Genomic DNA, 18,314 nt, shown 5'->3' on the forward strand with positions numbered 1-18,314 from the left:
CGGCTGCCCCAGTGCGTTGAGTACCCCGGTCCAAGCCGACGTTCCGGTCGGCTGAACCGATGCGTGCCGATCGCGTCTTCGCGTACGGCACCGCCGCCGGCCTCCTCGGTGACCTGCTCCTCGGCGATCCCCGCCGCGGGCACCCGGTCGCCGTCTTCGGGCAGGCCGCGGGTGCTGTGGAGCGGACGTTGTGGCGCGACCACCGCGGGTGGGGCGCACTGCACACCGCCGTCTGCGCGGGTGGCGTTGCCGGGCTCGCCGCCCTCGCGAGCCGTTCCCTGCGCAGCTCCGGTGCCACCTCCCTCGCGCTGACCGCCACCGCCACCTGGGCCGTCGTGGGCGGAACCTCCCTCGCCCGGGAGGCCCGGGCGATCGGCGGTGCGCTGGCGGCCGGGGACATCGAGGTGGCCCGGGAGCGGCTGCCGCATCTGTGCGGGCGGGATCCTCAGGCACTCGACGCGGACGGGATCGCGCGTGCCGTCGTCGAGTCCGTCGCCGAGAACACCTCCGACGCCGTGGTGGGAGCGCTCGTGTGGGGCGCCGTGGCCGGCGTGCCCGGGCTGGCCGGCTTCCGGGCCGTCAACACGCTGGACGCCATGGTCGGGCACAAGTCCGCCAAGTACCGCCGCTACGGCTGGGCTTCGGCGCGGCTCGACGACGTCATGGGGTGGCCCGGGGCCCGGCTGACCGCCGTACTCGCCGCCGTCGCGGGCAGCGACCCGCGCGGCGCCGTCCGCGCCTGGCGCGGCGACGCCGGCCGGCATCCCAGCCCGAACGCCGGTCCCGTCGAGGCCTCGTTCGCGGGCGCGCTCGGCGTGCGGCTCGGCGGCACCCTCTCGTACGGGGGCCGGGTCGAGCACCGGCCCGTCCTCAACGAGACCGGACGGGCCGTCGAGGTCGCTGACATCGAGCGGGCCGTCCGGCTGTCGCGGCGGGTGAGCGCGCTCGCGCTGGGCGTGTGTGCCGCCGGACGGCTGCTGTTCAGGAGCAAGAGGGGGGCCGCGTCATGAGCGGCGGACTGCTGATCGCCGGCACGACCTCCGACGCCGGCAAGAGCGTCGTGACCGCCGGGATCTGCCGGTGGCTGGTGCGCCAGGGGGTGAAGGTCGCGCCCTTCAAGGCGCAGAACATGTCCCTGAACTCGTTCGTCACGCGCGAGGGCGCCGAGATCGGGCGGGCCCAGGCCATGCAGGCCCAGGCCGCCCGGGTGGAGCCCACCGCGCAGATGAACCCCGTGCTGCTGAAGCCGGGCAGTGACCGCAGCAGCCAAGTGGTGCTGATGGGCAGGCCGGTGGGCGAGATGAGTGCGGGCGGCTACCACGGCGGACGCCAGGAGGCGTTGCTCGGGACCGTCCTCGACTGTCTGGCCGCGTTGCGGGGCACGTATGACGCGGTGATCTGTGAAGGAGCCGGCAGCCCGGCCGAGATCAATCTGCGGCGGACCGACATCGTGAACATGGGGATCGCGCGGAACGCGCGGCTGCCCGTGCTCGTGGTCGGGGACATCGACCGTGGGGGCGTCTTCGCGTCCTTCTTCGGGACGGTCGCGCTGCTGAGCCGCGCGGACCAGGAGCTCGTCGCCGGGTTCCTGGTCAACAAGTTCCGCGGTGACGTCTCCCTGCTGGAACCGGGGCTCGACATGCTCCACGGCCTCACCGGACGGCCCTCGTACGGCGTGCTGCCGTTCCGGCACGGTCTGGGGATCGATGAGGAGGACGGGCTGCGGGTGTCGCTGCGCGGGACCGTGCGCGAGTCCGTCGTGGCTCCCCCGGTCGGCGAGGACGTGCTGCGCGTCGCCGTCTGCGCGGTCCCGCTGATGTCCAACTTCACGGACGTGGACGCGCTGGCCGCCGAGCCGGGTGTCGTCGTGCGGTTCGTGGACCGGGCCGAGGAACTGGCCGACGCGGACCTCGTCGTCCTCCCGGGGACCCGGGGGACGGTGAAGGCGCTGGAGTGGCTGCGGGAGCGCGGGCTCGCCGACGCGGTCGCGCGACGGGCCGCCGAGGGGCGGCCGGTGCTCGGGATCTGCGGCGGCTTCCAGGTCCTCGGCGAGCACATCGAGGACGAGGTCGAGTCGCGGGCGGGACACGTCGACGGACTCGGACTGCTGCCGGTACGGGTGCGGTTCGCGCGGGAGAAGACGCTGACCCGGCCCGTCGGGGAGGCGCTCGGCGAAGCCGTCGAGGGATACGAGATCCACCACGGGGTCGCCGAAGTGACCGGCGGAGAAGCGTTCATCTCTGATGACAATGGGCACAGCTTGGACGGCTGCCGGGTCGGCGCCGTCTGGGGTACGCACTGGCACGGCTCGTTGGAGTCGGACGGGTTCCGGCGTGCCTTTCTGCGCGAGGTGGCGGCCGCCGCGGGGCGTCGCTTCGTGCCGGCCGCCGACACGTCGTTCGCGGCGCTGCGCGAGGAGCAGCTGGACCGGCTCGGCGATCTGATCGAGGAACACGCGGACACGGACGCGCTGTGGCGGCTCATCGAGTCGGGCGCGCCGCAAGGACTGCCTTTCATTCCACCGGGAGCGCCCGCATGAGCACAGTGTTGTTGTTGTCGACCGCCGATACGGATCTGCTGGCGGCCCGGGCCTCCGGCGCCGCGTACCGGATCGGCAATCCGACCCGCGTGGATGTCGCGGAGGAGCTGCCCGCCCTCGTCACGGGGGCGGACATCGCCGTCGTACGACTGCTCGGCGGCAAGCGGGCCTGGGAGGACGGGCTCGCCTTCCTGAAGACGTCCGGCATCCCGACCGTGCTGCTGGGCGGAGAGGCCGTCCCCGACGCCGAGTTGATGGCCGAGTCGTCGGTACCGGCCGGTGTCGTCGCGGAGGCGCTGCGCTATCTCGTGGAGGGCGGCCCGGAGAACCTCACCGAGCTGACGCGTTTCCTCTCGGACACCGTGCTGCTGACCGGCGAGGGCTTCGAAGAACCGCGGAAGATGGCGGAGTACGGCGTGAGCGGCGAGCGCCCGTTCGTCGAGGGCCGGCCGACGGTCGGCGTGCTCTTCTACCGGGCGCACGAGCTGTCCGGCAACACCGCCTTCGTCGACACGCTCTGCGACGCGATCGAGGCCCGGGGCGCCAACGCCCTTGCCGTGTACTGCGGTTCGCTGCGCGGCGCCGACTCCGGTCTGTACGAGATCCTCGGGAAGGCCGACGCGCTGGTCGCCACCGTGCTCGCCGCGGGCGGCACCCACGCCTCGCAGGCGTCGGCGGGCGGTGACGAGGAGGCCTGGGACATCGGGGCGCTCGCCGACCTCGACATCCCGGTCCTGCAAGGCCTCTGCCTGACCTCCTCGCACGCCGCGTGGGAGGCGTCGGACGCCGCGCTCTCCCCCATGGACGCGGCGATGCAGGTGGCGATTCCGGAGTTCGACGGGCGGCTCATCACCGTCCCCTTCTCCTTCAAGGAGCAGGGCCCGGACGATGTCCCGGTGTACGTCGCCGACCCCGAGCGGGCCGCGCGCGTCGCCGGCATCGCCGTGCGGCACGCCCGGCTGAAGCACAAGCCGAACGCGGAGAAGAAACTCGCGCTCGTCTTCACCGCCTACCCGACCAAGCACTCCCGGGTCGGCAACGCGGTGGGCCTGGACACGCCCGCCTCGGCGGTACGGGTGCTCGACGCGCTGAAGGGCGCCGGGTACGCCCTCACCGAATACCCGGACAACGGCGACGAGTTGATCCACCGCCTCATCGCGGCGGGCGGCCACGACGTCGAGTGGCTCACCGAGGAGCAGCTCGCGTCGGCCCCCGCACGCGTGCCGCTGGCCGACTACCAGGCGTGGTTCGAAAAGCTCGAACCCGAGCTGCGCAACGGCATGTTGGAGGCGTGGGGCGAGCCGCCGGGCAATCTGTACATTGACGGCGACGACATCGTGCTGGCCTCCCTCCAGTTCGGGAACGTCGTCGTGATGATCCAGCCGCCGCGCGGCTTCGGCGAGAACCCGATCGCGATCTACCACGACCCGGACATGCCGCCGTCGCACCACTACATGGCGGCGTACCGGTGGCTGGAGAACTCGTTCGGCGCCGACGCGGTCGTCCACATGGGCAAGCACGGCACGATGGAGTGGCTGCCGGGCAAGGGACTCGGCCTCAGCAGCGGCTGCGCGCCCGACGCGGTGCTCGGTGAACTCCCCTTGGTCTACCCCTTCATCGTCAACGACCCCGGCGAGGGCACCCAGGCCAAGCGCCGCGGGCACGCCACGGTCGTCGACCACCTCGTACCGCCGATGGCGCGCGCCGACACGTACGGCGACCTGGCGAAGCTGGAGCAGCTCCTCGACGAGTACGCGCTCGTGTCCGACCTGGACCCGACGAAGGCCCCGGCCGTCCGCGCGCAGATCTGGACGCTGGTCAAAGCGGCCGAGCTGCACCACGACCTGCATGTCGACGACCAGCCGGACGACGACGACTTCGACTCGTTCGTCATGCACATCGACGGCTATCTGTGCGAGATCAAGGACGTGCAGATCCGCGACGGCCTGCACATTCTCGGGGGTGGCCCGGAGGCCGAGCCGCGGGTCAATCTCGTACTGGCCGTCCTGCGCGCCTCCCAGGTGTGGGGCGGCGCGGCGAACGCGCTGCCCGGTCTGCGGGCCTGCCTCGCCGAGCACTTCGGGCTGGTCGAGAAGGAGTTGCTGGGCGAGCCCGGTGCGCCGGTGAAGGTGCCGGACGGGCTGTCCTCGCTGGTCGAGGGGCCCGCCCGGACGGGCGCGGACGCGATCGACCTCCTCGAGCAGCTGTGCCGCCGGTTCGCGGAGGGCATGGAGGAACGCGGCTGGGACACGGCGGCCGTGCCCGCTCTCGTCCGCGAGGTGGTGGGCGTCGAACTCCCGGACGCCGTCGCCGTGCTGGAGTTCGCGTGCCGTGAGGTCGTGCCCCGGCTGGCCCGGACGACGGACGAGATCACCCACATCCTCAAGGCACTTGACGGCGGTTACATCCCGGCGGGTCCGTCGGGCTCCCCCACCCGCGGGCTCGTGAACGTCCTGCCGACCGGCCGCAACTTCTACTCCGTCGACCCCAAGGCGATCCCGTCCAGGCTGAGTTGGGAGGTCGGGCAGTCGCTCGCGGACTCGCTGATCCAGCGGTACCTGAGCGACACCGGCGCGTACCCGACGTCCGTCGGCCTCACGGTGTGGGGCACCTCGGCCATGCGCACCCAGGGCGACGACATCGCGGAGATCCTCGCGCTGCTCGGCTGCCGCCCGGTGTGGGACGACGCCTCGCGCCGGGTGACCGGTTTCGAGATCGTGCCGCCGGCCGAGCTGGGCCGGCCGCGCATTGACGTCACGGTCCGCATCTCCGGCTTCTTCCGGGACGCGTTCCCGCACGTCGTCGGGCTGCTCGACGATGCCGTACGGGCGGTCGCCGAGCTGGACGAGCCCGCCGACCGCAACTACGTCCGCAAGCACGCCGACGAGGACACCGCCGAACACGGCGACCGGCGGCGCGCGACGGCCCGTATCTTCGGCTCCAAGCCGGGCGCGTACGGCGCGGGTCTGCTGCCGCTGATCGACGCGCGCAACTGGCGCTCCGACGCGGACCTCGCCGAGGTGTACGCGGTGTGGGGCGGTTACGCCTACGGGCGCGGGCTCGACGGCCGGGCCGCGCGCGGTGACATGGAGACGGCGTTCAAGCGCATCGCGGTGGCGGCGAAGAACGTCGACACCCGCGAGCACGACCTCGTCGACGCGGACGACTACTTCCAGTACCACGGCGGCATGGTCGCCATGGTCCGCCATCTGACGGGCACGAGCCCCGAGGCGTACGTCGGCGACTCCGCCACACCCGACCAGGTGAAGACCCGCACCCTCGGCGAGGAGACGCACCGCGTGTTCCGCGCCCGGGTCGTCAACCCCCGCTGGATGGCGGCGATGCGGCGGCACGGCTACAAGGGCGCCTTCGAGATGGCGGCGACCGTCGACTACCTCTTCGGGTACGACGCCACGGCCGGGGTCGTCGACGACTGGATGTACGAGAAGCTCAGCGCGGAGTACGTCTTCGACCCGGAGAACCGGGACTTCATGAAGAAGTCCAACCCCTGGGCGCTGCGCGGAATCACGGAACGGCTGCTCGAAGCGGCCGACCGCGGGCTGTGGGCCGAGCCGGACGCGGACACGCTGGAGCGGCTGCGCGCCACCTATCTGGAGCTCGAAGGCGATTTGGAGGGCGACGACCAGTGAGTACCCCGTTTCCGTTCACGGCCGTGGTCGGCCAGGACGACCTGCGGCTCGCGCTGCTGCTGAACGCCGTGTCGCCGGCGGTGGGCGGTGTGCTGGTGCGCGGCGAGAAGGGCACCGCCAAGTCCACGGCCGTACGCGCCCTTTCGGCTCTCGTGCCGGAGGTGGACGTCGTCGCCGGGTGCCGTTTCTCGTGTGCGCCCGGCTCCCCCGACCCGGCATGCCCGGACGGGCCGCACGAGGCCGGGCCCGGTGTCCAGCGCCCCGCGCGGATGGTCGAGTTGCCGGTCGGCGCGTCCGAGGACCGGCTGGTGGGGGCGCTCGACATCGAGCGGGCGCTCGCGGAGGGCGTGAAGGCCTTCGAGCCGGGCCTGCTGGCCGACGCGCACCGCGGGATCCTGTACGTCGACGAGGTCAACCTGCTGCACGACCACCTGGTCGACCTGCTGCTGGACGCGGCCGCGATGGGTGCCTCGTACGTGGAGCGCGAGGGTGTGTCCGTACGGCATGCCGCGCGGTTCCTGCTCGTCGGGACCATGAACCCCGAAGAGGGCGAGCTGCGGCCGCAGTTGCTCGACCGGTTCGGGCTGACGGTCGAGGTCGCGGCCTCGCGGGAGCCCGACCAGCGGGTCGAGGTCGTCCGGCGCCGGCTCGCCTACGACGACGACCCGGAGGGCTTCGCCGCCCGCTGGGCCGACGAGGAGTCCGCCGTACGGGCGCGGATCGTGGCCGCCCGGGAGCTGCTGCCGTCCGTGCGGCTCGGGGACGGGGCGCTGCGGCAGATCGCGGCGACCTGTGCGGCCTTCGAGGTCGACGGGATGCGGGCCGACATCGTGATGGCGCGGACGGCGACCGCGCTGGCCGCCTGGGACGGACGGACCGAGGTGCTCGCCGAGGACGTGCGGCAGGCGGCGCTGCTGGCGCTGCCGCACCGGCGGCGCCGGAACCCCTTCGACGCGCCGGGGCTCGACGAGGACAAGCTCGACGAGACGCTGGAGGAGTTCGGCGGGCAGGACGGCGACGGGGACGACGATCCGGATCCGGACGGGCCCGGTGGTGGCGGCCGGCCGCCGCAGGACGGGCCGGACGACGGGCCCGAGGACGGTTCCGCACCGCAGGCGCCGGGTGACGTCCCCGCGCAGGCCGAGTCCGGTGAGGGCGGGCAGCCGCAGCCGGGCGGCGAACAGTCCCCCGTGCGTGCCGCCGAGCCCTTCCGTACGAAGGTGCTGAGCGTGCCCGGTCTCGGTGAGGGCGCGGCGGGCCGGCGCTCGCGGGCGCGGACCGAGCACGGCCGGACGACCGGCTCGCGAAGGCCCCAAGGGGCGCTCACCAAGCTGCACTTGGCGGCGACCGTGCAGGCGGCGGCGCCGCATCAGCTGGCGCGCGGGCGCTCCGGCCGCGGTCTCGTCGTACGGCGGGACGATCTGCGCCAGGCCACCCGCGAGGGGCGTGAGGGCAACCTCGTGCTCTTCGTCGTGGATGCCTCCGGGTCGATGGCGGCGCGGCAGCGGATGAGTGCCGTGAAGGGCGCGGTGCTGTCGCTGCTGCTCGACGCGTATCAGCGGCGGGACAAGGTGGGGCTGGTGACCTTCCGCGGGTCGGCGGCCGAGGTGGCGCTGCCGCCGACCTCGTCCGTGGACGCGGCGGCGGCCCGGCTGGAGACGCTGCCCACCGGCGGCCGTACGCCGCTGGCGGCCGGCCTGCTGCGCGCGCACGACGTGCTGCGGGTCGAGCGGCTGCGGGACGCGGCCCGGCGGCCCCTGGTCGTCCTGGTGACGGACGGGCGGGCCACGGGCGGTCCGGAGCCGGTGACCCTCGCCGGGCGTGCGGCGCGGCTCTTCGCGGCCGACGGCATCGCCTCCGTCGTCGTCGACTGCGAGGCGGGGCCGGTACGGCTGGGGCTCACGGGACAGCTCGCGGGTGAGCTGGGCGGGACGGCCGTGACGCTGGACGAGCTGCGCGCCGACTCGATCGCCGGTCTGGTCAGGGATGTGCAGGGGACTTCGAGGAGGGCCGCGTAGTGCCGCAGGGACAGCCGAGTGTCGTACCGGACGACGGGCTGACGACGCGTCAGCGCCGGAACCGGCCGCTGGTCGTGGTCCACACGGGCGTGGGCAAGGGCAAGTCCACCGCCGCGTTCGGGCTCGCGCTGCGTGCCTGGAACCAGGGGTGGCCCATCGGGGTGTTCCAGTTCGTCAAGTCGGCGAAGTGGAAGGTCGGCGAGGAGAACGCGCTGCGCGTGCTGGGTGCGTCCGGCGAGGGCGGGTCCGTCGACTGGCACAAGATGGGCGAGGGCTGGTCGTGGGTGCAGCGCGACTCCCAGATGGACAACGAGGAGAAGGCCCGCGAAGGCTGGGAGCAGGTCAAGCGGGACCTCGCCGCCGAGACGTACCAGCTGTACGTGCTGGACGAGTTCGCCTACCCGATGCACTGGGGCTGGGTCGACGTCGACGAGGTCGTGGCCGTGCTGCGGGACCGGCCCGGGACCCAGCATGTCGTGATCACCGGGCGCAACGCCCCGGAGAAGCTGGTGGACTTCGCCGATCTGGTCACCGACATGTCCAAGGTCAAGCATCCGATGGACGCGGGCCAGAAGGGCCAGAGGGGCATCGAGTGGTGATGTCCGTCCCCCGGCTGGTCATCGCCGCGCCCTCCTCGGGCAGCGGCAAGACCACCGTTGCCACGGGGCTGATGGCGGCCTTCGCCTCGCGGGGGCTCGCCGTGTCCCCGCACAAGGTGGGGCCCGACTACATCGACCCCGGGTATCACGCGCTCGCCACCGGGCGCGTGGGCCGGAACCTCGACTCCTATCTGTGCGGGGCGGAGTTGGTCGCGCCGCTGTTCGCGCACGGTGCCCGCGGCTGCGATCTCGCCGTCGTCGAGGGTGTGATGGGGCTGTTCGACGGGGCCGCGGGACAGGGCGAGCTGGCGTCCACGGCCCATGTCGCGAAGCTGCTGCGGGCACCGGTGGTGCTGGTCGTGGACGCCTCGTCGCAGTCGCGGTCCGTGGCCGCGCTGGTGCACGGGTTCGCCTCCTGGGATCCCGGGGTGCGGATCGCGGGGGTGATCCTCAACAAGGTGGGGTCCGAGCGGCACGAGGCGTTGCTGCGGGAGGCGCTGGACGAGTCCGGGGTGCCTGTTCTCGGGGTGCTGCGGCGTGCTCCGCAGGTGGACACGCCGTCGCGGCACCTCGGGCTGGTGCCCGTTGCCGAGCGGCGGCCGGCGGCTGTCGAGGCGGTGGCGGCGATGGCCGCGCAGGTGCGGGAGGGGTGTGACCTCGATGCGCTCCTTGCGCTGGCGCGCAGCGCCCCTGCGGTGTCGGCCACGGCTTGGGATGCGGCTGAGGCCGTGGGCCCCACGGCGGAGCCGCCGCAGGATGCGGTGGTCGCCCTTGCCGGAGGGCCCGCGTTCACGTTCTCCTATGCCGAGCATGCCGAACTGCTGGCCGCCGCCGGGGCCGAGGTCGTCGCCTTCGATCCGCTGCGGGACGAGCAACTTCCGGACGGGACAAGCGGGTTGGTCATCGGGGGCGGGTTCCCCGAGGTGTACGCGCCCGAGCTGTCGGCCAATGAGCCGTTGCGGAAGGCCGTCGCCGGTCTGGCGCTCAGCGGGGCTCCTGTCGCCGCCGAGTGCGCCGGACTGCTGTATCTGTCCCGTGAGCTCGACGGACAGCCCATGTGCGGCGTCCTCGACGCGAAGGCCCGGATGAGCGAGCGGCTCACCCTGGGCTATCGGGACGCCGTCGCCGTGTCGGAGAGTGTGCTCGCGGAGGCGGGAGCGCGGCTGCGCGGGCACGAGTTCCACCGGACCGTGCTCGAGCCGGGCGCGGGGGCGGCTCCCGCGTGGGGTGTCCGCGCCCCGGCGCCGCGGGTCGAAGGTTTCGTACAACAAGGTGTGCACGCGAGTTATCTGCACACGCACTGGGCGTCCGCGCCCGGTGTCGCCCGTCGGTTCGTGGAGAGGTGCCTGACGTCATGAGCAGCAAGCTGATCGGAGTCGGGGTCGGCCCCGGGGACCCGGAGCTGGTCACCGTCAAGGGTGTCAACGCTCTGCGGGCGGCCGAGGTCGTGGTCGTGCCCGTGATGGACACCGGTGAACGCGGGCGCGCCGAGGCGACCGTCCTGCACTACGTCCCCGAGGACAAGGTCGTACGGGTGGTGTTCGCGCTCAACGAGCGGACCGACCGGGCGCGGCGGGAGGCCGCGTGGGACGCCGCCGGGCAGCGGGTCGCCGCGCTGCTCGACCGGCACGCCACCGTCGCCTTCGCCACCATCGGCGACCCGAACGTGTACTCCACGTTCACCTATCTCGCCCACACCATCGGGGAGTTGGTCCCGGGCACCGTGGTGGAGACCGTCCCGGGCATCACCGCCATGCAGGACCTCGCCGCCCGCTCGGGGGCCGTCCTCACGGAGGGGACCGAGCCGCTGACCCTGGTGCCGGTGACCGCCGGGGCCGCCGTGCTCAAGGACGCGCTGCACGGGCCCGGCACGGTCGTCGCGTACAAGTTCGGGCGGCAGGCGCTGGAGGTCGCGGCGGCGCTGCGCGAGACCGGCCGCCTCGACGACGCCGTGTGGGGGTCGGCGCTCGGGCTGCCCGAGGAGTCCATCCGGCCGGCCGCCGAGCTCGACGGCGGCCCGCTGCCCTACCTCTCCACGCTGATCGCGCCCGCCCCGCGCGACGGCGGACGCGGCGGGAAACTGTGAACGCGGGGAGAGGGCGGGTACCGGCCCGCCGCACCCACCGTCAGCGGCATGTACGGCGGGGGTCAGCCCGCCAGGCCCACCACCAGCCAGATGAAGGCCACGCCCGCGACCGTGCACAGCAGGGTCGAGCGGGCCGGGTGCTCGTGGTGGGCCTCCGGGAGGATCTCGGCCGCGGCGAGATACAGCAGGACGCCGCCGAAGAGGCCCAGATAGGCGCCGAGCGCCTCCTCCGGGATGGTGAGGAACAGCGTCGAGGCGGCGCCGGCCACCGGGGCCACCGCATCCGCGACGAGCATCGTGATCGCCTTGCGGCGGGCGTTCCCGTACAGGCTGGTGATCGTGTACGTGTTGAAGCCGTCCGCGAAGTCATGGGCGATCACGGCGAGCGCGACCGCGAGGCCCATACCGCCGCCCACCTGGAACGCGGCACCGATCGCAACGCCGTCCATCGCGCTGTGCCCGACCATCGCGGCCGCCGCGGTCAGGCCCACCTGGGGTGCCCGGCCGTCGTGCTCGTCGCCGCCGTGCGCGGCCTGCCGGGTGGCGAGCAGCCGTTCCACCAGATGGGCCAGCAGGAACCCGGCCACGAACAGGAGCAGCGCGGCGGGGACGCCGAAGACGTCCCGGCCCGCAGCGGCGATCGCCTCCGGGAGCAGATCGAGGCCGACCACGCCGAGCATCAGGCCGCCGGCCAGGCCCAGGACCAGATGACGACGGTCGGTCACCCGCTGCGCCGTCCAACCGCCGGCCAGCGTCATCAGGAACGCGCCGAGCGCGACGAAGACCGCCATATGCCCTTGCTATCCGATCACCCCCGGTTCACGCACGTCCGACGGCTGTGCGCGCACTGACTTTTCGCGGATCCGGGGCCTTGCGCGGCACCAGAGCTTCACGGCACCAGAGCTTCGTCACACCAGAACCTCGCAGAACCAGAGTTTTCGTAGGAGAGGACCGATTTCCATGGCCGATGCCCACGCCGGCAAGGTGACCTTCGTCGGTGCCGGCCCCGGCGCCGCCGATCTGTTGACGTTCCGCGCCGCGCGCGCCATCGCGGACGCGGACATCGTGATCTGGGCGGCCAGCCTGGTGCAGGCGGAGGTCCTCGACCACGCGCGCGAGGGTGCGGAGGTGCTGGACTCCGCCACGATGTCCCTGGAGGACGTCGTCGCCGTGTACGAGCGCGCCGCCGAGGACGGGCTGAAGGTGGCCCGCATCCACTCCGGCGACCCGGCCCTGTGGGGCGGTACGCAGGAGCAGGTCGACCGCTGTGCCGACATCGGCGTCGAGACGGAGATCGTCCCCGGGGTCTCCTCGTTCTCCGCCGTCGCCGCCCTCGCCCAGCGCGAGCTGACGATCCCCGAGGTCGCGCAGTCCGTGATCCTCACCCGGCTCGGCGGCGGCAAGACGCCGATGCCGCCCGGCGAGGAGGTGCGGGAGTTCGCCCGGCACGGGACGACCATGGCGCTCTTCCTGTCGGCCGCCCGCAGCGGACAGCTCGTACGGGAGCTCCTGGAGGGCGGCTATCCGACCTCGACGCCGGTCGTCGTCGCGTACCAGGCGACCTGGCCGGAGGAGCTGATCGTGACGTGCACGATCGAGACGCTGGAGGAGACCGTCAAGGAGCACAAGCTCTGGAAGCACACGCTCTTCCTGGTCGGCCCGGCACTCGGCGCGAGCGGCACCCGCTCGCACCTCTACCACCCCGGGCACTTCCACGGCTTCCGCAAGGCCGACCCCGAGGCCCGCAAGGCCCTGCGCGCGCGAGGTGCGAAGCCGTGATCACCGTCATCGGTACGGGGACGGGCGCGGCCCTCTCCGCGGACGCCGAGGCGGCGCTGGCCGGGGCGGCCCTCGTGGTCGGTGCCGGACGCCATCTGACGGCCGCGGGGCTGCCGGACACCGCCGCGCGGATCGTGCTGGGGGCGCTCGCACCCGCCCTGGACGCGGTCGAACGGCACCTGGAGAAACACGCCGACGAACAGCCCGTCGTCGTGCTCGCCTCCGGTGACCCCGGGTTCTTCGGGATCGTCCGGGCGCTGGCCGAGCGGTTCGGCCCGGAGCGGCTGCGGGTCGACCCCGGGGTCTCGTCCGTCGCCACCGCCTTCGCGCGGCTCGGGCTGCCCTGGGACGACGCGGTGGTGGTGAGCGCCCACGGGCGTGATGTGCGCACCGCCGTCAACGTCTGCCGGTCGCATCCGAAGGTGGCCGTGCTCACCGGCCCCGGCGCCGGACCCGCCGAGCTGGGCGCCGCGCTCGCCTACCGCTCCGGCGAACGCGTCCTCGTCGTGGCGAGCGCGCTCGGCGACCCCGGGCGCGAGCGTGTGGAGCGCGTGACACCGGCCGAGGCCGCGTCCCGCGAGTGGGGTACGGCGGTGAGTGTCGTGCTGTGTCTGGACGAGACGCGGGCTCTCGCGCCCCTGCGCACCGTGGCCGGACCGCCGCTCGGCCCCACCCGATGGGCCCTGGGCGAGAGCGAGTTCGCGCACCGCGACTCGATGATCACCAAGTTCGAGGTACGGGCACTCGCGCTGGCCCGGCTGGGTCCGCGGCTGGGCGACCTCGTCTGGGACGTGGGCGCGGGCTCCGGCTCCGTCGCCGTCGAGTGCGCGCGGTTCGGTGCCTCGGTCACCGCGATAGAGAAGACGCGGGACGGGGTGGACCGCATCCGCGCCAACGCCGGCGCGCACGGCGTGGACGTCCGGGTGGTGCACGGCGCGGCGCCCACCGTGCTGTCCGACCTGGACGATCCGGACGCCGTCTTCATCGGCGGCGGGGGCCGCGAGCTGCCCGCCATCGTCGCGGCCTGCGCGCGGCGGGCCCGGCGGGCCGTGGTGGTCGCGATGGCCGCGCTCGACCGGGTGCCGGCGGTCCGGGAGGCGCTCACCGCCGCGGGGTTCGACTGCGACGGGGTGCTGTTGCAGTCCTCGCGGCTCGCGCCGCTGCCCGGCGATGTCACCCGGCTCGCGGCGACCAATCCCGTCTTTCTGCTGTGGGGCGCCAGGCCTCCGGCCCGTACCGAAGGAGTCCCCCAGTGATCGGCCTGATTTCCGCCACGGCGGCCGGGGCGGCTGCCCGTGACCGGCTGGCCGCGTCCTGGCCCGACCGGACGCGGGTGTACGACGGACCCGTCGCGGACGCCGTACGGCGGGCCTTCGCCGAGTGCGACCAGCTGGTGTGCTTCCTCGCCACCGGAGCCGTGGTGCGGCTGGTCGCGCCGCTGCTCTGCGGCAAGGCGGCCGACCCGGGGGTCGTGTGCGTCGACGAGGCGGGGCGGTTCGCCGTGTCCCTCCTGGGCGGCCATGGCGGCGGCGCCAACGAACTCGCCCGTGAGGTGGGCGAGTTGCTCGGGGCCGAGCCGGTGGTGACGACGGCGACCGACGCGGTGGGGGTACCGGGTCTGGACACGCTCGGATTCCCGGTGGAGGGCAATGTCGCCGGGGTCACCCGGGCCCTGCTCGACGGTGAGCCCGTGAGCCTGCACACCGACGTGCCCTGGCCCCTCCCTCCGCTCCCGGTCGCGCCGGGAGGCACGTACGCGATCCGGCTCACCGACCGCGCCGTCGAGCACACCGAGCACGAGGTCGTCCTCCGGCCGCCCTCCCTCGTCGTCGGCGTCGGCGCGTCCAAGGGCGCTCCGGTGGACGAGGTGCTCGGCCTGGTCGAGGGCGTACTCCGGGAGGCCGGCCTCTCCGCGCAGTCCGTCGCGGAACTGGCCACCGTGGACGCCAAGGCGGACGAGCCGGGGATCATCGGCGCGGCCGAGCGGCTCGGGGTGCCCGTGGTGACGTACAGCGCGGCGGAGCTGGCGGCGGTCGAGGTGCCGAACCCCTCGGACGCGCCGCTCGCGGCGGTCGGCACGCCGTCCGTGGCGGAGGCCGCGGCGCTCGTCCGCGGGGGTGAACTCCTCGTCCCCAAGCGGAAGTCGGAGCGAGCGGACGGGCAGCCGGCGCGGGCGACCTGCGCGGTCGTACGGCGCGCGGCGCGCGGCCGGCTGGCCGTGGTCGGGCTCGGACCGGGGGCACGCGATCTGCTCACCCCGCGCGCCAAGGAGGAGCTGCGGCGGGCCTCCGTGCTCGTCGGACTCGACCAGTACGTCGACCAGATCCGCGATCTGCTGCGGCCCGGCACCCGGATCCTGGAGTCGGGGCTCGGCGCCGAGGAGGAGCGGGCGCGGACGGCGGTGGCCGAGGCCCGGCGCGGGCAGGCCGTCGCGCTGATCGGCAGCGGTGACGCGGGGGTGTACGCGATGGCGTCGCCGGCACTGGCCGAGGCGTCCGACGACATCGACGTGGTCGGAGTGCCCGGTGTGACGGCCGCGCTCGCGGCCGGCGCGATCCTGGGCGCGCCGCTGGGCCACGACCATGTGTCGATCAGCCTCTCCGACCTGCACACGCCGTGGGAGGTCATCGAGCGGCGGGTACGGGCCGCCGCGGAGGCCGACATCGTCGTGACCTTCTACAACCCCCGCAGCCGGGGCCGCGACTGGCAGCTGCCGAAGGCGCTCGCGATCCTCGCGGAGCACCGGGAGCCGACAACGCCGGTGGGCGTCGTACGGAACGCCTCGCGCCCGGACGAGAGCCGCCTTCTCACCACGCTCGCCGGTCTCGACCCGGCCGTGGTGGACATGATGACCGTCGTGACCGTGGGCAACACGGCGACCCGGGAGATCGCCGGGCGCATGGTGACACCGCGCGGCTACCGCTGGCAGGAGGAGCCCAAGTGAGCCCGACGAGCCGGGTGTTCCCGGAGCCCCGGGTCGTGCACCCCATCGAGCAGGAGTCCTTCCGGCGGCTGCGGGCCCGGCTGGACACCTCGCACTTCCCGCCGCTGACGCGCGCGGTCGTGGAGCGCGTGATCCACTCGGCGGCCGACCTCGGGTACGCCGACGATCTCGTCATGGACGAGGACGTGCTGGAGAAGGCCCACGCCGCGCTGCACGCCGGTGCGGCCGTCGTCGTGGACGTGGAGATGGTCGCGGCCGGCATCACCCGCCGCGACACTGTCTGCCGGCTCAGGGACGCCAAGTCCGGTCCTGGGCTGACCCGTTCGGCACACGCGATCCGGCTCGCTTACGAGGACGTGGGGCCCGGCGCGCTGTGGGTGATCGGCAACGCGCCGACCGCACTGGAGGAACTGCTCACCCTGAACGCCGATCCGGCGCTCGTCATCGGTCTGCCCGTCGGCTTCGTTGGCGCGACCGAGTCCAAGGCCGCGCTGCGCGAGAGCGGGCTGCCCGCGGTCAGCAACGTGTCCGAGAAGGGCGGTTCGGCCGTCGCCTCGGCCGCGCTCAACGCCCTGCTGTACCACCCCGTCGTACCGGCCGCCGAGGCCGCACCGTCCGTCAAGGAGACATCGTGACCACCCCTGCCCCCGCCCTGCTCATCGCCGGACACGGCACCCGGGACGCGGCCGGAGCCGAGGCCTTCCGCGCCTTCGTCGGGGAGCTCGGGCGCCGCCATCCCGAACTGCCCGTCGCGGGCGGGTTCATCGAGCTGTCGCCGCCGCCGCTGACCGAGGCGGTGGGCGAGCTCGTGGCGCGGGGGGTACGGCGTTTCGCCGCCGTACCGCTGATGCTGGTGTCCGCCGGGCACGCCAAGGGGGACATCCCGGCGGCGCTGACCCGCGAGAAGGAGCGGCACCCCGGGATCTCGTACACCTACGGACGTCCGCTGGGCCCGCACCCGTCGCTGCTGGCCGTACTGGAGCGGCGCCTGGACGAGGCCCTCGGCGGTACGGCCCGGACGCCCGAGGACCGCGCCGACGTCACCGTGCTGCTCGTCGGGCGCGGCTCGACCGACCCGGACGCCAACGCGGAGGTGCACAAGGCGGCGCGGCTGCTGTGGGAGGGCCGGGGCTACGCGGGCGTGGAGACGGCCTTCGTCTCGCTGGCCGCACCCGACGTGCCGTCCGGGCTCGACCGCTGCGTGAAGCTGGGCGCGCGCCGGGTCGTCGTCCTGCCGTACTTCCTGTTCACCGGGATCCTCCCGGAGCGGGTACGGCAGCAGACCGAGGGCTGGGCGACCGCGCACCCGGAGGTCGAGGTGCGGTCCGCCGATGTCATCGGTCCCGAGCCGGAGCTGCTCGACCTGGTGATGGAGCGCTACCGGGAGGCGGTCGCGGGCGATCTGCGGATGAACTGCGACTCCTGCGTCTACCGGATCGCGCTGCCGGGCTTCGAGGACAAGGTCGGGCTCCCGCAGCAGCCGCACTTCCACCCGGACGACGACGGCGATCACCACGGGCACCACCACGGTGGCCACACGCACTCGCACTCCCATGCCCACTGAGGACGCGTCCGGGACCGGGCCGGCAGGTCCGGGGCACGATCTGCGGCACCACGGTGACGCCGAGATGCGTGACGAGGGCGCCACGCTCACCGATCTCGCCGTGAACGTCCGCTCCGGTACGCCCCCGGTGTGGCTGCGCGAGCGGATCGCCGAGTCGCTGACCGGGCTGGCCGCCTACCCGGACGGACGTGCCGCGCGGGCCGCGGTGGCGGCGCGGCACGGGCTGCCGGTGGAGCGGGTACTGCTCACCGCCGGGGCGGCCGAGGCCTTCGTCCTCCTCGCCCGGGCCCTGAAGGTCCGTCACCCCGTCGTCGTGCACCCGCAGTTCACGGAGCCGGAGGCCGCCCTGCGGGACGCCGGACACACGGTGGAGCGGGTGCTGCTGCGTGAGGAAGAGGGGTTCCGGCTCGATCCGGCGGTGGTCCCCGAGGCCGCCGATCTGGTCGTGATCGGCAACCCGACCAATCCGACGTCCGTCCTCCACCCGGCCGCCCTGATCGCCGGACTCGCCCGTCCCGGGCGGACGTTGGTGGTCGACGAGGCGTTCATGGACGCGGTGCCCGGCGAGCGCGAGGCGCTCGCCGGACGGGTGGACGTCCCCGGGCTCGTGGTGCTGCGCAGCCTCACGAAGACGTGGGGGCTGGCCGGGCTGCGGATCGGGTACGTCCTGGCCGCTCCCGAGACGGTCGCGGAGCTGGAGCGTGCCCAGCCGCTGTGGCCGGTGTCCACGCCCGCGCTCGCCGCCGCGGAGGCCTGCGTGTCCTCCCAGGCCCTCGCGGAGGCCGCTCACGCGGCCCACCGCATCGCCGCGGACCGGGCCCATCTGGTCGCCGGGCTCAGGGAGTTCGGGCCCGACGGGCTGCGGGTCGCCGAGCCCGCCGAGGGTTCGTTCGTGCTCGTACGGCTGCCGCGGGCAGCCGCCGTCCGCCGGCACCTGCGGGACCTCGGCTTCGCCGTGCGCCGCGGGGACACCTTCCCGGGACTGGGAGAGGACTGGCTGCGGCTCGCGGTGCGGGACCGGGCGACGGTGAACGGCTTTCTACAGGCACTGGACCGGGCGGTGACGCTGGCCGGGAGTTGAGGTGCGGGGTGTTTCCCAAGGGGGTTTCGCCCCCGCCGCCCCGCTCCTCGAACG

The 18,314-nt window shown here is 73.7% G+C and carries 14 protein-coding genes; 13 read left to right on the forward strand and 1 reads right to left on the reverse strand.

Annotated features, from left to right (window positions below; genetic code table 11):
• The first annotated feature begins 59 nt into the window (after positions 1-59).
• Genes ACFVYF_RS00355 through cobI form a run of 7 tightly spaced genes read left to right on the forward strand, consistent with a single transcriptional unit; the run spans position 60 to position 10,892 of the window.
• The gene (locus ACFVYF_RS00355; RefSeq protein ID WP_389448479.1) at positions 60-1,010 is read left to right on the forward strand and encodes a cobalamin biosynthesis protein; all 951 of its coding nucleotides are present in this window, start codon (positions 60-62) and stop codon (positions 1,008-1,010) included.
• Positions 1,007-2,539, forward strand: coding sequence for a cobyric acid synthase (locus ACFVYF_RS00360; RefSeq protein ID WP_389448481.1), 1,533 nt, complete (start codon positions 1,007-1,009; stop codon positions 2,537-2,539). Before ACFVYF_RS00355 ends, ACFVYF_RS00360 begins: the two co-directional genes overlap by 4 nt.
• Entirely contained in the window at positions 2,536-6,189 is a 3,654-nt protein-coding gene (cobN, locus tag ACFVYF_RS00365; RefSeq protein ID WP_389448484.1) for a cobaltochelatase subunit CobN, read from the forward strand. The genes ACFVYF_RS00360 and cobN overlap by 4 nt, the downstream gene beginning before the upstream one ends.
• Positions 6,186-8,207, forward strand: a complete 2,022-nt coding sequence (locus ACFVYF_RS00370; RefSeq protein ID WP_389448487.1) for a putative cobaltochelatase — start codon at positions 6,186-6,188, stop codon at positions 8,205-8,207. Before cobN ends, ACFVYF_RS00370 begins: the two co-directional genes overlap by 4 nt.
• Positions 8,207-8,806 (forward strand): cob(I)yrinic acid a,c-diamide adenosyltransferase, encoded by a 600-nt coding sequence (gene cobO, locus ACFVYF_RS00375; protein WP_389448490.1) that lies wholly within the window; start codon positions 8,207-8,209, stop codon positions 8,804-8,806. Before ACFVYF_RS00370 ends, cobO begins: the two co-directional genes overlap by 1 nt.
• Entirely contained in the window at positions 8,806-10,164 is a 1,359-nt protein-coding gene (locus ACFVYF_RS00380; RefSeq protein WP_389448493.1) for a cobyrinate a,c-diamide synthase, read from the forward strand. The genes cobO and ACFVYF_RS00380 overlap by 1 nt, the downstream gene beginning before the upstream one ends.
• Positions 10,161-10,892, forward strand: a complete 732-nt coding sequence (gene cobI / locus ACFVYF_RS00385) for a precorrin-2 C(20)-methyltransferase (RefSeq protein ID WP_389448496.1) — start codon at positions 10,161-10,163, stop codon at positions 10,890-10,892. The genes ACFVYF_RS00380 and cobI overlap by 4 nt, the downstream gene beginning before the upstream one ends.
• Before the next feature lie 62 nt (positions 10,893-10,954).
• On the opposite strand, the gene ACFVYF_RS00390 is transcribed toward cobI, so the two are convergent.
• Positions 10,955-11,683: a ZIP family metal transporter gene (locus ACFVYF_RS00390; RefSeq protein WP_389448499.1), complete on the reverse strand. Its 729-nt coding sequence runs from the start codon at positions 11,681-11,683 to the stop codon at positions 10,955-10,957.
• 169 nt (positions 11,684-11,852) lie between these two features.
• Between ACFVYF_RS00390 and cobM the strand changes: the two genes are divergently transcribed.
• Genes cobM through cobC form a run of 6 tightly spaced genes read left to right on the forward strand, consistent with a single transcriptional unit; the run spans position 11,853 to position 18,260 of the window.
• On the forward strand, positions 11,853-12,671 hold the full coding sequence (gene cobM, locus ACFVYF_RS00395; protein ID WP_389448502.1) for a precorrin-4 C(11)-methyltransferase: 819 nt from the start codon (positions 11,853-11,855) through the stop codon (positions 12,669-12,671).
• The gene (cbiE, locus tag ACFVYF_RS00400) at positions 12,668-13,927 is read left to right on the forward strand and encodes a precorrin-6y C5,15-methyltransferase (decarboxylating) subunit CbiE (protein ID WP_389448505.1); all 1,260 of its coding nucleotides are present in this window, start codon (positions 12,668-12,670) and stop codon (positions 13,925-13,927) included. The genes cobM and cbiE overlap by 4 nt, the downstream gene beginning before the upstream one ends.
• Positions 13,924-15,615, forward strand: coding sequence for a precorrin-3B C(17)-methyltransferase (gene cobJ / locus ACFVYF_RS00405; RefSeq protein WP_389448509.1), 1,692 nt, complete (start codon positions 13,924-13,926; stop codon positions 15,613-15,615). Before cbiE ends, cobJ begins: the two co-directional genes overlap by 4 nt.
• Positions 15,612-16,250 carry a precorrin-8X methylmutase gene (locus ACFVYF_RS00410; RefSeq protein WP_389448512.1) on the forward strand — a complete coding sequence of 213 codons (639 nt, stop codon included), beginning with the start codon at positions 15,612-15,614 and terminating at the stop codon, positions 16,248-16,250. The genes cobJ and ACFVYF_RS00410 overlap by 4 nt, the downstream gene beginning before the upstream one ends.
• The gene (locus ACFVYF_RS00415; RefSeq protein WP_389448515.1) at positions 16,247-17,179 is read left to right on the forward strand and encodes a sirohydrochlorin chelatase; all 933 of its coding nucleotides are present in this window, start codon (positions 16,247-16,249) and stop codon (positions 17,177-17,179) included. The genes ACFVYF_RS00410 and ACFVYF_RS00415 overlap by 4 nt, the downstream gene beginning before the upstream one ends.
• Positions 17,169-18,260, forward strand: coding sequence for an Rv2231c family pyridoxal phosphate-dependent protein CobC (cobC, locus tag ACFVYF_RS00420; protein ID WP_389448518.1), 1,092 nt, complete (start codon positions 17,169-17,171; stop codon positions 18,258-18,260). The genes ACFVYF_RS00415 and cobC overlap by 11 nt, the downstream gene beginning before the upstream one ends.
• Positions 18,261-18,314 lie beyond the last annotated feature (54 nt).

This window comes from Streptomyces sp. NPDC058274, assembly GCF_042881375.1.
GTDB lineage: Bacteria > Actinomycetota > Actinomycetes > Streptomycetales > Streptomycetaceae > Streptomyces.

Bases quoted from the DNA above. Each gene is read 5' to 3' on its own strand.
- ACFVYF_RS00355 (WP_389448479.1), top strand. From the start codon at position 60: ATGCGTGCCGATCGCGTCTTCGCGTACGGCACCGCCGCCGGCCTCCTC.
- ACFVYF_RS00360 (WP_389448481.1), top strand. From the start codon at position 1,007: ATGAGCGGCGGACTGCTGATCGCCGGCACGACCTCCGACGCCGGCAAG.
- cobN (WP_389448484.1), top strand. From the start codon at position 2,536: ATGAGCACAGTGTTGTTGTTGTCGACCGCCGATACGGATCTGCTGGCG.
- ACFVYF_RS00380 (WP_389448493.1), top strand. From the start codon at position 8,806: ATGTCCGTCCCCCGGCTGGTCATCGCCGCGCCCTCCTCGGGCAGCGGC.
- cobI (WP_389448496.1), top strand. From the start codon at position 10,161: ATGAGCAGCAAGCTGATCGGAGTCGGGGTCGGCCCCGGGGACCCGGAG.
- ACFVYF_RS00390 (WP_389448499.1), bottom strand. From the start codon at position 11,683: ATGGCGGTCTTCGTCGCGCTCGGCGCGTTCCTGATGACGCTGGCCGGC.
- cobM (WP_389448502.1), top strand. From the start codon at position 11,853: ATGGCCGATGCCCACGCCGGCAAGGTGACCTTCGTCGGTGCCGGCCCC.
- cobC (WP_389448518.1), top strand. From the start codon at position 17,169: ATGCCCACTGAGGACGCGTCCGGGACCGGGCCGGCAGGTCCGGGGCAC.